Origin of the sequence: Streptomyces lateritius (genome assembly GCF_014649715.1) — a bacterium.
GTDB lineage: Bacteria > Actinomycetota > Actinomycetes > Streptomycetales > Streptomycetaceae > Streptomyces > Streptomyces lateritius.
This window is the reverse complement of record NZ_BMTO01000004.1, coordinates 223,082-236,542: the sequence shown is the minus strand read 5'-3', so window position 1 is coordinate 236,542 and position 13,461 is coordinate 223,082. Positions and strand designations below refer to the sequence as shown.

The window sequence follows — 13,461 nt, the reverse complement described above, 5'->3', positions numbered from 1 at the left end:
CCGGCCCCCTCCGGGGCGATTGCGCTCAGGCGCCGCGCAGGATCGCGCCCGTGCGCTCCGCCGCGAGGGACACGGCCGCGTCGCGCGCGGCGGTGGCCTCCTCGACGGTGAGGGTGCGGTCCGCGGCCCGGAACTTCAGGGCGTACGCCAGGGACTTGCTGCCCTCGCCGATCTGGTCGCCGGTGTAGACGTCGAACAGCCGGACCGACTCGAGGAGTTCACCGGCGCCGTCGCGCAGCGCCGCCTCGACGGTGGCCGCCGGGGTCTCCTGCGGGACGACCAGGGCGACGTCCTGCGTGGCGACCGGGAAGGAGGAGATCCGCGGCGCCTTGAGGGGGCCTTCGTTCGCCTGCTCCAGCAGGTCGAGGTCGAGCTCCATCGCGCAGGTGCGGGCGGGCAGGCCGAGCGCCTTGACGACGCGCGGGTGCAGCTCACCGCCGTGGCCGACGAGGACCTTCTCGCCGTTCACGACGACGTGGAACGCGGCGCAGCGGCCGGGGTGCCACGGGGCGTGCCGGTCGGCGCTGATGATCAGCTCGACCCCGGCCTCGGCGGCCACGGTCCGCGCCGCCTGGATCGCGTCGGCCCAGTCGGAGGGGCGGCCCTTGCCCCACCAGCCGGCCTGCTCACGGGCGCCGGCGAGCACGACGGCGGCCCGGCGCGGCTGCGCGGGCAGCGCGGCGTTGACGCCTGCGATCTCCTCGGCGGTGGGACGGCGGTCGACGGGCAGGCGGACCGCGACACCGGGCCGGTCGCCCGGCCGGAAGACCAGACCGGTCTCGAAGAGCGCCAGGTCGTGGCTGCCGCGTCCGTCGTTGCGGCGCAGCGCGCCGAGCAGCCCCGGCAGCAGCGTCGTGCGGAGCGCGGGCTCCTCGTCGGAGAGCGGGTTGACCAGCTTGACCGTGCGCCGGCGCGCGTCGTCCGCTTCGAGGCTGAGCTGGTCGAAGACCTGCTCGGCAATGAAGGGGTAGTTCAGCGCCTCCACGTACCCGGCGCCTGCCAGCGCGCGGCCGACGCGGCGGTGGGTGCGCTGGCGCTCGGTCAGCCCGCGGCCGGCCGGCGGCCTGGGCAGGGTCGAGGGCAGGTTCTCGTACCCCTCGAGCCGGATGACCTCTTCGGCGAGGTCGTTCGGCTCGTTCAGGTCGGGACGCCACGAGGGGACGGTGACGACGAGCTCATCCTGGCCGTAGACGTCGCAGCCGATCTCCTGGAGGCGGCGGACGACGGTCTCGCGACCGTAGGCGACACCCGCGACCTTGTCCGGGTGGTCCGCCGGCATCGCGACCGTGCGGGGCGCGGAGGGGGCGAGGATCTCGGTGACCCCGGCCTCCGCGGTGCCGCCGGCGAGCAGCACCAGCAGGTCGACGGTGCGCTGCGCGGCGGCGGCCGCGGCCTGCGGGTCGACACCGCGCTCGAAGCGCTTGGACGCCTCGGTGGCCAGCTTGTGGCGGCGGGCCGTGCGGGCGATGGAGATCGGGGCGAAGTGCGCGGCCTCGATGACGACCTCGGTGGTCGCGCCGGCGAGGTCGGCGTGGTCGGCGATCTCGGTGTCGGCGCCGCCCATGACGCCCGCGATGCCGATCGGCCCGCGGTTGTCGGTGATGACCAGGTCGGCGGCGTCCAGGACGCGTACGGTGCCGTCCAGGGTGGTGATCTTCTCGCCCTGCTCGGCACGGCGGACGCCGATGGGGCCGTCGATCCGGGTGCGGTCGTAGGCGTGCAGCGGCTGACCGAGCTCCAGCATCACGTAGTTGGTGATGTCGACGGCGAGCGAGATCGGGCGCATGCCGGCCTTCTGCAGGCGGCGGCGCAGCCAGAGCGGGGAGCGGGCCTCGGGGTCGAGACCCACGACCGTACGGGCGGTGAAGCGGTCGCATCCGATCGGGTCGGCGATCTGGACCGGGTAGCCGTACGAGTTCGGCGCGGGCACGTCGAGCAGCGCCGGGTCGCGCAGCGGCAGGCCGTAGGCGATTGCGGTCTCGCGGGCGACACCGCGCATCGAGAGGCAGTAGCCGCGGTCGGGCGTGACGGCGATGTCGAGGACCTCGTCGTACAGCTCGAGCAGCTGGGTGGCATCGATGCCGACCTCGTGCTCCGGCGGGAGCACGATGATGCCGTGCGAGCCGTCGTCGCCCATGCCCAGCTCGTCGCCGGAGCAGATCATGCCGCGGGAGACCCGGCCGTACGTCTTGCGCTCGGCGATCCGGAAGTCACCGGGGAGCACGGCGCCGGGCAGGGCCACGACGACCTTGTCGCCCTCGGCGAAGTTCCGGGCGCCGCAGATGATCTCCTGGGGCTCGCCGGTGCCGTTGGCCTGGCCGACGTCGACGGTGCAGAAGCGGATGGGCTTCTTGAACTCCGTCAGCTCCTCGATGGTGAGGACCTTGCCGACCACCAGCGGGCCGGTCAGACCGGCCCCGAGCTGCTCGACGGTCTCGACCTCGAGTCCTGCCGAGATGAGCTTGGCCTGGACGTCACGTCCGGTCTCCGTCGCCGGCAGGTCGACGTACTCCCGCAGCCAAGAAAGCGGGACCCGCATCAGATCTCCATCCCGAACGGCCGGGTGAACCGGACGTCACCCTCGACCATGTCTCGCATGTCATCGACGTTGTGGCGGAACATCAGCATCCGCTCGATTCCGAACCCGAAGGCGAATCCGCTGTACTTCTCCGGGTCGACGCCGCAGGCGATGAGCACCTTGGGGTTGACCATGCCGCAGCCGCCGAGCTCGATCCAGCCCTCGCTGCCGCAGGTGCGGCAGGGCCGGTCCGGGTTGCCGACGGACTCGCCGCGGCAGACATAGCAGAGCATGTCCATCTCGGCGGACGGCTCGGTGAAGGGGAAGAAGTTCGGGCGGAGCCGGGTCTTCATGTCGGCCCCGAAGAGCGCCTGGACCATGTGGTCGAGGGTGCCCTTGAGGTCGGCCATGGTCAGGCCCTCGTCGACGGCGAGCAGCTCGATCTGGTGGAAGACCGGGGTGTGCGTGGCGTCGAGCTCGTCGGTGCGGTAGACGCGGCCGGGGCACACGACGTAGACCGGCGGCTCCCGGTCGAGGAGCGCGCGGGCCTGCACCGGCGAGGTGTGGGTGCGCAGCACGACGCCGGACTCGTCGCCCGTGGTGCCCTCGGGGCCCTGGACGAAGAAGGTGTCCTGCATCTGGCGGGCCGGGTGGTCCGGTACGAAGTTCAGGGCGTCGAAGTTGAACCACTCCGCCTCGACCTCGGGACCCTCGGCGACCTCGTACCCCATGGAGACGAAGACGTCGGCGACCCGCTCCATGAGCGTGGTCAGCGGGTGGCGGGCGCCGGCCGGGACGCGGTCGTACGGCAGCGTGACGTCCACCGCCTCCTCGACCAGGACGCGGGCGTCGCGCTCGGCCTCCAGCTCCGTCTGCCGGGCCGCGAGGGCCTTGGAGACGGCGCCGCGAGCCTGGCCGACGAGCTTGCCGGCCGCGGCCTTGGCCTGCGGCGGCAGCGCGCCGATCTCGCGGTTGGCCAGCGCGAGCGGCGAGGTGCCACCGGTGTGCGCGACCTTCGCGTGCGCGAGCGCGTCGAGGTCACCCGCGGCGGCGAAGGCGGCGAGCGCCTCGTCCCGCATGCGCTCGATCTCTTCCGGTTTCAAGGCCTCGACCTCGACCGGGTCGTACGACTTATTGGGTGCGGACATCTCTTCCCGTGCTTCCGTTTGGCTGGCTGGGCGGCCCCGCTCGACGACAAGGGCGCAAACGTGCCAAAGGTCGAGTCTAACGGGGCGCGAGGACGCGAATGAGCCCGTGGGCGGCCCGGGCGGCTGGTGATCTCGTCAGGCGAGATAGGCCGGGGCGCCGACGGGCAGGATAAATCGGAACTCGGCGCCGCCTCGGGGGCCGCGTCCGACGGTGATGGTGCCGCCGTGGGCCTCGACGATGCCCTTGACGATGTACAGACCGAGTCCGGTGCCGCCGCGCTTGCTCCCCCGCCAGAAGCGGGTGAAGACGCGCCCCATCGACTCCTCGGGGATGCCGGGGCCTTCGTCGCTCACGGTGACCGCCGTCCCCTTCTCTCCGTCGGTGGTGGCGCGGGTGGGCGCCACCTCGATGGTGACGGTTCCCTCGCCGTGGCGCACCGCATTTTCGAGCAGGTTGCCGAGGACCTGGTCGACCTTGTCGGGGTCGGCCCACAGGTCGGGCAGCTGCGGCTGGACCCGTACGAAGAAGCGGTCCGGGGACTGGCCGCCGGTGGTGTGGGCCTGGATGTGGCGGCCGACGGCGGCGGCGATGTCGACGGGCTGGCGGCGCACCTCGAGCCGGCCGGAGTCGATCCGGGAGATGTCGAGGAGTTCGGCGATGAGCCGGGTGATGCGGTTGGCGTCGGCGTCGACGGTCTCCAGCATGAGCCGCTTCTGGTCGTCGGTGAACCGTTCCCACTTGGCGAGCAGGGTCGCCGTGAACCCCTTGACCGAGGTCAGGGGGGAGCGCAGCTCGTGGGCGACGGTGGCGATGAGCTCCGCGTGGCTGCGTTCGGTACGGCGCCGGGCCTCGGTGCCGCGCAGGGAGACCACGACGCGGCGGACAGGACCGGTGGGGTGCTCGCGGACGTAGCGGGCGGAGACGAGGACCTCGCGGCCGCCGGGCAGGAGCAGATTGCGTTCGGGCTGGCCGCGGCGGGTGGCGAGCCCGCCGTAGGGGTCGGTGAGGGCCCACCAGCGGCGGCCCTTGAGGTCCTCCAGGGGGAGCACCTGCTCCAGGGGAAGGCCGAGGACCTCACCGCCGGAGACGGACGCGATGCGGCGGGCGGCCGCGTTGAAACAGACGACCCGGCCGGTCTCGTCGGCGACGACGAGACCGTCGGGCAGGTCGTCGGGGTCGATCCCGGCCCAGTGCTCCGAGGCGCCGGGCGCGACGCTCCGCGCGTGTGTGGCCCTGTCCGTGCCGGCCGTCATCCCCGTCCCCACCCCTCCGTGTAGCGCAGTGGGCCCCCGAGCCCGTCACCCTACTAGTTGAAGGTGACGGCGTGGACCCCCTCAGCGCCCCTCAGACGGAGCTTCGGGGGCGCTGCGCCCGCGCGGAGGCGTACAGGCACACGGCGGCGGCCGTCGCGAGGTTGAGGCTCTCGGCCTTGCCGTGGATCGGCACGCGCACCACCGCGTCCGCGAGCGCGCGGGTCTCCTCCGGCAGCCCCCATGCCTCGTTACCGAAGACCCAGGCGGTGGGGCCGCCCATGGTGCCGGCGTCCAGCTCGTCGTCGAGGTCCTGCTCCCCGGCCCCGTCGGCGGCCAGGATCCGTACACCCGCGCTCTTGAGACCGGCGACGGCCTGCTCGACGGGGACGCCGACGGCGACGGGCAGGTGGAAGAGCGAACCGACGGAGGCGCGGACGGACTTGGGGTTGTAGAGGTCGACGGAGGCGTCGGTGAGGACGACGGCGTCGGCGCCGGCCGCGTCGGCGCAGCGCAGCACGGTGCCGGCGTTCCCGGGGTCGCGTACGTGGGCGAGGACGGCGACCAGCTTGGGCTCGGCGGCGAGGATCTCCTCGAACGGCGAGTCGAGGAAGCGGCAGACCCCGACCAGGCCCTGGGGGGTGACGGTCTGGGAGACCTCCGCGAGGACGGCGTCGGAGGCGTGGTGGACGCGCGCTCCGGCGGCGTGGGCGGCCTCGACGATCCCGGCGTACCGCTCGGCGGCCTCGACGGTGGTGAAGAGCTCGACGAGGGTGGGTTCACCGGTGCTGCCCCGGTGCTCGACGGCCTCGCGGACGGCCTGGGGGCCCTCGGCGATGAAGAGGCGGTCCTTGCCCCGGAAGTTGCGCTTGGCGAGCCGCCGGGCGGCGACGACACGCGGGGAACGCGGGGAGATCAGCTCGGGGGTGCCCATGGGGTCGGCGGCTCTCTTTTCGTACGTACGAGAGGGGTACGGGACGGGGGTGCGGGCGTTCCCGGCGGCCGGGAGGGGCCGGCGGCCTGGCGGTCGGGAGGCCCGTGGCGCGGCGAACGCCCGGAACGCGCCGGACCCGCAGGCGCGGGGCCTGCGGGTCCGGGCAGAAGTACTGCGGCCTGGAAGATCAGGCGGCGGCCTTCGGGGCGTTGACGTCGGCCGGGAGGGCCTTCTGCGCGACCTCGACGAGCGCGGCGAACGCGTTGGCGTCGTTGACGGCCAGCTCCGCGAGGATCTTGCGGTCCACCTCGATGTTGGCGGCCTTCAGACCCTGGATGAGGCGGTTGTACGTCATGCCGTTCTGGCGGGCAGCGGCGTTGATGCGCTGGATCCACAGCTGACGGAAGTCGCCCTTGCGCTTCTTGCGGTCGTTGTAGTTGTAGACCAGGGAGTGGGTGACCTGCTCCTTGGCCTTGCGGTACAGGCGCGAACGCTGACCGCGGTAGCCGGAGGCCGCCTCGAGGATCGCCCGGCGCTTCTTGTGGGCGTTGACTGCCCGCTTGACGCGTGCCACTTCTTAACTCCTTGTAGCGGGGTCGTGGTGGTACTCACACGACCCGGAAATCGGATGGGTCCCGGACTCGGCCGGATGCCCTCGTCGCCGAGGGCGGGAGATCAAGCTCAGATGCCCAGCATCTTCTTGATCTTGGCCGCGTCGCCCGGGGCCATCTCGGCGTTGCCGGTGAGGCGACGCGTGAGCTTGGACGACTTGTGCTCGAGCAGGTGGCGCTTGCCGGCGCGCTCGCGCAGCACCTTGCCGGAGCCGGTGATCTTGAAGCGCTTCTTGGCACCGGAGTGCGTCTTGTTCTTCGGCATAGCGCCGTTATCTCCTCGTCAGTGGCGCTCCCCACCGGTGCGGGCACCGGCGATCCGGGAGCGTCAATATCGTGTGATGGTCCGTGCGGGCACCCGGGGCTGCCTGGGTGGCAGCCCATCGGATCACGCCTCGGGGTTCTCGGCCTCGGCGGAAGCCTCGGCCGAAGCGTCCTCGGCCGGAGCCTCGGCGGACTCGTCGGACGAGACGCCCTGACGCTCCGCCTTGCGCGCGGCCTGGGCCTCACGCGCCTCGGCCATGGCCTCGGTCTTCTTCTTGTGCGGGCCGAGAACCATGATCATGTTCCGGCCGTCCTGCTTCGGGTTGGACTCGATGAAGCCAAGATCCTCGACGTCCGAGGCCAGCCGCTGCAGCAGCCGGAAGCCGAGCTCGGGGCGGGACTGCTCACGACCACGGAACATGATCGTGATCTTGACCTTGTCGCCCTGCTTGAGGAACCGGACGACGTGACCCTTTTTGGTGTCGTAGTCGTGCGGGTCGATCTTCGGCCGGAGCTTCATCTCCTTGATGACCGTGTGCGCCTGGTTCTTGCGCGCCTCACGGGCCTTCATGGCCGACTCGTACTTGAACTTCCCGTAGTCCATGAGCTTGCACACGGGCGGACGGGCGGTCGCCGCGACCTCGACCAGGTCGAGGTCGTACTCCTGTGCGAGCTCCAGGGCCTTGGCAAGCGGAACAATCCCGACCTGCTCGCCGCTGGGTCCGACAAGTCGCACCTCGGGAACGCGAATCCTGTCGTTGATGCGGGGCTCGGCGCTGATGGATCCTCCTAGGTAGCACCACGCGACCGCCTGGCGGACGGACGCGCAACGTCTGTTTCAGTGAGACCAACCGCGCCGGAACGAGAAAAACGCCCCGGACGGGACACAGGCGGGGCTCCGTGGAAATACCGGAACACCGCCGCGATCAACCGCGGGGCGCGCATCGGGCGGCTCCATCGTCCGTACGGAACGATGGGCGCCACCTGACCGGTGACCCGCCGCCCGTGAGGGCGGTCAGGTGGGAAGTCGGAGCCTCCACTTGTGGGCCGGGCACACTCGTGTCCGGCCGGTCGTTACACAAGGTTAGCACCGACCGCGCCGGTTCGCTAACGGAGGCCCGCACCGCTCTCCGGCTTCCGCCGCCGCTTATCGTGTGGGCATGAGCGAAACGCCCCACACCGAGTCCGCGGACTCCCCCGACTTCGACGCCATGACCCGCGACATCGCGGAGGTCCCGGCGGTCGAGGTGATCGTGACGGTCGCCGTCAACCTGATGAGCGCCGCCGCGGTGAAGCTCGGGCTCACCGAGGAGGGCGACGAGCACAAGGACCTCGACGAGGCGCGCAAGCTGATCCACGCGCTGGCCGGCCTGCTGGACGCCGGCGCGACGGAGATCAGCTCCTTCCACGCCGCCCCGCTGCGGGACGGCCTGAAGTCCCTGCAGCTGGCCTTCCGCGAGGCCTCCTTCGTCCCGGACGAGCCGGGCCAGGGTCCCGGCGAGAAGTACACGGGGCCTGTGTACGGCTAGAGCCCCTCACCGGGGGCGCGCCGTCGCACCCCGCTCATCGCTTGATGTAGAAGGGCTCGCCGGGTGGCGTGGCCGTGGCCGGCAGGAGTGCCAGGTCGAGGCCGCGCACCAGGCGGGCCCTCAGTGTTTCGTCGGCGGCCAGGGACGCGGCGACACGTCGGGCCGCCTCCGCCGGGGGCGCGTCCGGGGAGAGGACGAGGGCGAGCGTGCCGTCGGCGCTGCCGGGGCCGAGGTGGGCGCGCAGCACCGCGGACTCGGCGGCGACCGCCGCGTGCACCGCGTCCCGTACCGCCGGGTCGTCCAGCGGGTCCACGCTGGTGCGGCCCTCCGCGAGGGCGAGCAGCGCCGGACCCGTCAGCTGGTAGGGCACCGGCCCCGCGAGGTCGAGGACGACCGTGTCGGCCTTCTCGTGCGCGGCGGCCTGCAGCGCCTGGTGCAGGGGTACCGCGACGGGCCGGGCGGCCGGGTCCCAGAGCGCCAGCGAGGCGAGCGAGGTGAAGGCGGGCAGCGCCCGCCGGTTCCCCGCGGTGAGCGTCGGCACGGCCATGTCGCTGGTCTTCTCGCGGCGCAGCCCTGTCTCGGGGTCCTCCTCGACCTCGCCGAGGAGGGCGACCACGGGGACGAGCAGGCGTGCCTCTCGCAGCGCCTCCAGGACCGGGCCGTGCGCGGTGCGGTCCTCCGACCAGGCCGCGAGGGCCGCGGCGAGCCGCGGGTCGGCGGTGCCGTCGTCGTCGGAGAAACCGGGGTCAGGGATGTTCTTGAGCGCCACGCACCGAGCCTAACCGCCAGGTGCGGGCCGCCTTCCCCGCGGGTGGCTCGGTAGGTCCTGGGCGCGCCTTCAGCGTGGCAGGCTGCGACGCCAGAGGACCACCGCGGCGACGAGCAGGACCGCGCCCAGGCCGCCGGCGACCGGGGCGAGCAGACCCACGGGCTTCGCGTCGTCGGGGGCGGGCAGCGGCCCGGGGCCGAAGTAGCGGCCCTGATAGCCGGCGGCGGCGTTCTTGGGGTCGGCGCCCTGCAACGCGGCACCGGCCTTGATCGCGGCGGCCGGGTCGACCGTTCCGTAACCCTTGGCGTCGCTGCGGCCGGACGCCGGGCGGTTGCGGGCGGTGTCGATGAGCAGCCGCTTGACCTGGGCGGGCGTCAGGTCGGGGTGCGCGGCCCGGACGAGCGCGACCGCGCCGGAGACGAAGGCGGCGGCGGCACTGGTGCCCCAGCCCTCGTAGTAGCTGCGGTCGGGGTCGGCGATCACGATGTCGACGCCGGGGGCGCTGACGGTCGCGTACCAGCGGCGGGTGGAGAAGGAGGCGCGGATGCCGAAGCGGTCGACGGCGGTGACGGCGACGACGCCGGGGTAGGCGGCCGGGTACGAGATGTGGTCGCCTTTCTCGCCGCCGTTGCCGGCCGAGGCGACCACGGAGACGCCCTTGGCGAGGGCGTACTGGACGGCGGCGTCCTCCCCGGCGTCGGGGTGGGCGGACTTGGAGTCGTCGCCGAGCGAGAGGTTGATGACGTCGGCGCCGTTGTCGGCGGCCCAGCGGATGCCCTCGGCGAGGGCGGTGCCACGGCTCTTGCGGGCCTTGTCCCGGGACTTGTCGGTGCCTTCGAGGATGACGCGGACGGGCAGGATCTTCACCTTGGGGGCGATGCCGAGGACGCCGTCCTCGCGGCCGGGGCCGTGGCCGTGCCCGGCGATGATGCCGGCCATCGCGGTGCCGTGGCGGGCCCAGGCCCGGTCGCCGCGCCGCGCGCCGAAGCCGATGAGGTCCTTGCCGGTCAGGACCGACCCGGCGAGGTCGGGGTGGTCGGCGTCGACGCCCGTGTCGAGGACGGCGACGGTGACGCCCTCGCCCTGGGTGGTGCGCCACGCCTCGGTGGTGTGCAGGGCTTCGAGGCCCCACTGACGAGCGCGGATGGTGTCGGCGTACGCGGGCGTGGTGGTGGCGGGGAGGACGGCGAAGGCGGCGGCGAGGAGCGCCGCGAGGGCTCGGCGGGTCACTTCTCGTCCTCGCCCTTCGTGGCGTCGGCGACGGCGGTGCGCACCTGGCGTTCGACGCGGTTCGCCACGCCTCGGGCCTCGTGGCCGAGTCCGGCCTGTGCGGGGGCGCTGGTCGAACCGGCGGTCATCGCCTTCTCGGCGGGCTCGGGGCGGGTGACGGGGCGGCCGTCGGCGAAGCCGGAGACGGAAGTGACGACGACGGGCAGGTCGGCGAGGGGGCGGGTCCACCAGCTGGCGCGCTGCGCGGCGCCGAAGTGGGCGGCGACGGTGCCCGGGGCGGAGAGCGCCGGGGGGACGTCGGCGCCGAGCCTGGCGGCCTGGGTGGAGAGGGTGCGGGTGGTGGCGGGGTCGGCCTGGGTGAAGACGAGGCCGACGGTGATGACGCTGGTGGCGGTGGCGTCGGTGTACGTGGCCCGCAGGACGCGGTCGCAGCCGACGGGGCGCAGGGCGGTCAGCAGGCTCGGCGACAGGACGGTCGCCGAGCAGGGGGCGTCGGCCGCGACGACGACACGGGTCCAGGTGCGGGTGGCGGCGCCGGGGCCCGCGGCGGGGCCGGGGAGGGTGCGCGGGAAGAGGGTGTCGACGGGGACGCTGTGCCACAGGGTCCTGGCCTGTGCGTACCCGGCCGGCTCGGCCGGAGCGCCGGCGTCGGTGGCCGCGAGCACGGCTCCGGCGACGGCCCCGCCGATGAGCCCGAGACCGAGGACGAGACAGGCCCCGGCGGCGACCACCCGGCCGGAACGCCGCTCGCGGACGGGCCGCAGCCGGGTGGTGGTCTCGGCGGGCGTCTCGGGCACTCCGGGGTACGGAGACGGCCGATAGGCCCCGTACGTCCCGTAGGCGTACTGACCGGCTCCGCTGGGCGCTGACGCGGGCCGCGGCACGCCGGTCGACACGTGCGGCGCGCCGTGCGGCGGGGGCGAGGGCGCGGGACGGGGGCCCTCCGGGTGGTGCGGCGGCCGCGGGGCGGGTGCGGAGGCGTGGTCGCGGATGGGGCGCAGGCGGGTGGTCGTCTCGACGGGGGGCACCTGGGCCTCCGGCCGCGAGCCCGTGGCCGCGCCGGCCCCCACGGCGGTGCCCGGCGTGGGGGCCGGCCGGGAGGGGACCTCGGCGGGGAGAGGGGCGCTCGCCACGCCCGTCGGGCGCGGGCCGTGGGGCTCGGGGGCCTTGGGCGGCAGCGAGGACGGGGTGGGCAGAAGTGCGTCGGTGATGCGGGACGTGGGTCGGTGCGACTCGGTGCTCATCCCCGTCCCCCTGCTTGTCCCAGCGCAATGCCCGCCACTCTACGGGCTGTTCCCCGCAGCACGGGACTCAGGGGCTACCCACCCTTAAACCCGTCTGGCAAGCTCGGGCCATGACTCCCCGCGCCGCCGACCGGGCCCGGTACGACCGGGCCACCGCCGATCTCGACGCGCCCGTGGCGATCGTCGATCTGGAGGCGTTCGACGCCAACGCCGACGATCTCGTGCGGCGGGCCGGCGGCAAGCCGATCAGGGTGGCGAGCAAGTCCGTGCGGTGCCGCGCGCTGCTGGAACGGGTCCTGGCGCGCGCGGGCTTCGCGGGGATCATGTCGTTCACGCTGGACGAGTCGCTGTGGCTGGCCCGCGCCGGGTTCGAGGACGTGCTGCTCGCCTACCCGTCCGCCGACCGCGCCGCCTTCGGCGAACTGGCGAGCGACCCCAAGCTCGCGGCCGCCGTGACCGTGATGGTCGACGACCCGGCACAGCTGGACCTCGTGGACACGGCCCGCGCGGGCGGCGCCGAGGAGATCCGGGTCTGCCTGGAGCTGGACACCTCGCTCCAGCTGTTCGGCGGCCGGGTGCGGGTCGGCGCCCGCCGCTCTCCGCTGCGCGAGCCCGCGCAGCTCGCCGAACTCGCCCGTTCGGTCGCCCGGCGGCCCGGCTTCCGGCTCGTCGGCATCATGGCGTACGAGGGACATGTCGCCGGTGTCGGGGACGCTGTCGCGGGGCGGCCGCTGCGGTCCCGGGCGATCCGGCTGATGCAGTCGGCCGCCCGCAAGGAGCTGGCGGCCCGGCGGGCGGCCGTGGTCCGGGCGGTACGGGCGGTGGCGCCCGACCTGGAGTTCGTCAACGGCGGCGGTACGGGCAGCGTGCAGCACACCGCGGCGGAGGAGGCGGTGACCGAGATCGCCGCGGGTTCGGGGCTCTTCGTACCGCGCCTCTTCGACAACTACACGTCCTTCACCGGTCGCCCGGCCGCCCTCTTCGCCCAGCCCGTCGTGCGGCGGCCGGGCGTCGGCGTGGTGACGGTGCTCGGCGGCGGCTACCCGGCGTCCGGTGCGGCGGGGCCGGACCGGCTGCCCGTGCCGTACCTCCCGGAGGGGCTGCGGTACGACCCGCGGGAGGGGCCCGGCGAGGTGCAGACCCCGCTGCTCGGCTCCCCCGCCGACGATCTCCTCATCGGGGACAAGGTGTGGTTCCGGCACGCGAAGGCCGGCGAGCTGTGCGAACGCTTCGACAGCCTCCGGCTGGTCGAGGGCGACCGGGTCACGGCCACCGTACCGACGTACCGGGGCGAGGGCCGCACCTTCCTGTGACCGGGGCCGGTGCCCGTCCGGGGCACGGTGCCCGGTTCCCGGTCAGGAACCGGGGCTGAGCGGGGCGCCCACCCCGCCGTTCGTCGTGGAGCCGATCGGCAGGATCCCCTTCACGATCTCGTCCATGGTGGCGAGCGACGGGCCCTTGGGACCCGCGTCGAAGGCGAAACGCACCACGACCGGCGACTCGCTGCCACGGGGTGACGGGAAGGCGAGCGACTGGACGTAGCCGCCGGGGCCCTTGCCGGTGGTGACCTGCCACCGGACCAGGTAGCCGGTGCGCCCGGCGACGACGGCGGGCCGGGCGGCGACCACCTTGTGCGAGCGGATCCCGCCGTACAGACGGTTGCCCAGGACGTCGTCCTCGTAGAAGGCATCGGCGGCCAGGGCGATGTCCTCCTCGGCGATCGCCTCGGGGGTCGTGGCGTCGGTGCCCGATGCCGTACGGGAGTTGACCGTGCCGCGCCGGCAGTCGCGGTCGGTCGCAGCGGGGCAGGGGTACTCGCCCGCTGTGACGACGGTCGGCACGTCGCCGCCGCGGAACTCCGGCCTCTCCCAGCCCTCGAGGATGGGCAGCGTGATGCCGTTGAGCTGGTCGGCGACGTGCGTGGGGTCCTCGGCGGGCGGGCTGCTCGACGGGCCGGTGGTGG

At 73.5% G+C, this 13,461-nt stretch carries 13 protein-coding genes; 2 read left to right on the top strand and 11 right to left on the bottom strand.

The features are described from left to right. Positions 1 to 25: 25 nt before the first annotated feature. The 7 genes from pheT to infC all read right to left on the bottom strand — a co-directional run bounded on the left by pheT (position 26) and on the right by infC (position 7,507). Positions 26 to 2,539, bottom strand: a complete 2,514-nt coding sequence (gene pheT, locus IE136_RS09995) for a phenylalanine--tRNA ligase subunit beta (protein WP_189600135.1) — start codon at positions 2,537 to 2,539, stop codon at positions 26 to 28. Further along, positions 2,539 to 3,666 carry a phenylalanine--tRNA ligase subunit alpha gene (gene pheS, locus IE136_RS09990; RefSeq protein ID WP_158985614.1) on the bottom strand — a complete coding sequence of 376 codons (1,128 nt, stop codon included), beginning with the start codon at positions 3,664 to 3,666 and terminating at the stop codon, positions 2,539 to 2,541. Before pheS ends, pheT begins: the two co-directional genes overlap by 1 nt. A gap of 135 nt (positions 3,667 to 3,801) precedes the next feature. Beyond that, positions 3,802 to 4,920: a sensor histidine kinase gene (locus IE136_RS09985; protein WP_189600134.1), complete on the bottom strand. Its 1,119-nt coding sequence runs from the start codon at positions 4,918 to 4,920 to the stop codon at positions 3,802 to 3,804. 91 nt (positions 4,921 to 5,011) lie between these two features. Further along, a complete protein-coding gene (locus IE136_RS09980) occupies positions 5,012 to 5,851 on the bottom strand; it encodes a TrmH family RNA methyltransferase (RefSeq protein ID WP_158985618.1) in 840 nt (279 codons plus the stop codon). Positions 5,852 to 6,038: 187 nt separating this feature from the next. Further along, positions 6,039 to 6,425: a 50S ribosomal protein L20 gene (gene rplT, locus IE136_RS09975; protein WP_125652405.1), complete on the bottom strand. Its 387-nt coding sequence runs from the start codon at positions 6,423 to 6,425 to the stop codon at positions 6,039 to 6,041. Positions 6,426 to 6,532: 107 nt separating this feature from the next. Continuing rightward, positions 6,533 to 6,727 (bottom strand): 50S ribosomal protein L35, encoded by a 195-nt coding sequence (rpmI, locus tag IE136_RS09970; protein ID WP_019884943.1) that lies wholly within the window; start codon positions 6,725 to 6,727, stop codon positions 6,533 to 6,535. Between the two features lie 123 nt (positions 6,728 to 6,850). Then, complete coding sequence (gene infC / locus IE136_RS09965) at positions 6,851 to 7,507, bottom strand: translation initiation factor IF-3 (RefSeq protein WP_158994076.1); 657 nt, start codon at positions 7,505 to 7,507, stop codon at positions 6,851 to 6,853. 379 nt (positions 7,508 to 7,886) lie between these two features. Between infC and IE136_RS09960 the strand changes: the two genes are divergently transcribed. Further along, the gene (locus IE136_RS09960; protein WP_158985620.1) at positions 7,887 to 8,255 is read left to right on the top strand and encodes a DUF1844 domain-containing protein; all 369 of its coding nucleotides are present in this window, start codon (positions 7,887 to 7,889) and stop codon (positions 8,253 to 8,255) included. Between the two features lie 34 nt (positions 8,256 to 8,289). On the opposite strand, the gene IE136_RS09955 is transcribed toward IE136_RS09960, so the two are convergent. From IE136_RS09955 to IE136_RS36575, 3 genes are all read right to left on the bottom strand, one after another. Beyond that, positions 8,290 to 9,024: an SseB family protein gene (locus IE136_RS09955; protein WP_158985622.1), complete on the bottom strand. Its 735-nt coding sequence runs from the start codon at positions 9,022 to 9,024 to the stop codon at positions 8,290 to 8,292. Positions 9,025 to 9,093: 69 nt separating this feature from the next. Next, positions 9,094 to 10,254 carry a type VII secretion-associated serine protease mycosin gene (gene mycP, locus IE136_RS09950; protein ID WP_189600133.1) on the bottom strand — a complete coding sequence of 387 codons (1,161 nt, stop codon included), beginning with the start codon at positions 10,252 to 10,254 and terminating at the stop codon, positions 9,094 to 9,096. Then, positions 10,251 to 11,498: a hypothetical protein gene (locus IE136_RS36575; protein WP_308432403.1), complete on the bottom strand. Its 1,248-nt coding sequence runs from the start codon at positions 11,496 to 11,498 to the stop codon at positions 10,251 to 10,253. Before IE136_RS36575 ends, mycP begins: the two co-directional genes overlap by 4 nt. A gap of 110 nt (positions 11,499 to 11,608) precedes the next feature. On the opposite strand from IE136_RS36575, the gene IE136_RS09940 reads away from it, so the two are divergent. Further along, positions 11,609 to 12,811 carry an amino acid deaminase/aldolase gene (locus IE136_RS09940; protein WP_189600132.1) on the top strand — a complete coding sequence of 401 codons (1,203 nt, stop codon included), beginning with the start codon at positions 11,609 to 11,611 and terminating at the stop codon, positions 12,809 to 12,811. 42 nt (positions 12,812 to 12,853) lie between these two features. On the opposite strand, the gene IE136_RS09935 is transcribed toward IE136_RS09940, so the two are convergent. Continuing rightward, positions 12,854 to 13,461: hypothetical protein (locus IE136_RS09935; RefSeq protein WP_189600131.1), on the bottom strand; the 608-nt coding region annotated here is incomplete at its 5' end.

Excerpts from the sequence above, each read along its gene's own strand:
- pheT (WP_189600135.1), bottom strand. The coding sequence starts at position 2,539 with ATGCGGGTCCCGCTTTCTTGGCTGCGGGAGTACGTCGACCTGCCGGCG.
- pheS (WP_158985614.1), bottom strand. The coding sequence starts at position 3,666 with ATGTCCGCACCCAATAAGTCGTACGACCCGGTCGAGGTCGAGGCCTTG.
- IE136_RS09985 (WP_189600134.1), bottom strand. The coding sequence starts at position 4,920 with ATGACGGCCGGCACGGACAGGGCCACACACGCGCGGAGCGTCGCGCCC.
- IE136_RS09980 (WP_158985618.1), bottom strand. The coding sequence starts at position 5,851 with ATGGGCACCCCCGAGCTGATCTCCCCGCGTTCCCCGCGTGTCGTCGCC.
- rpmI (WP_019884943.1), bottom strand. The coding sequence starts at position 6,727 with ATGCCGAAGAACAAGACGCACTCCGGTGCCAAGAAGCGCTTCAAGATC.
- IE136_RS09960 (WP_158985620.1), top strand. The coding sequence starts at position 7,887 with ATGAGCGAAACGCCCCACACCGAGTCCGCGGACTCCCCCGACTTCGAC.
- IE136_RS36575 (WP_308432403.1), bottom strand. The coding sequence starts at position 11,498 with ATGAGCACCGAGTCGCACCGACCCACGTCCCGCATCACCGACGCACTT.
- IE136_RS09940 (WP_189600132.1), top strand. The coding sequence starts at position 11,609 with ATGACTCCCCGCGCCGCCGACCGGGCCCGGTACGACCGGGCCACCGCC.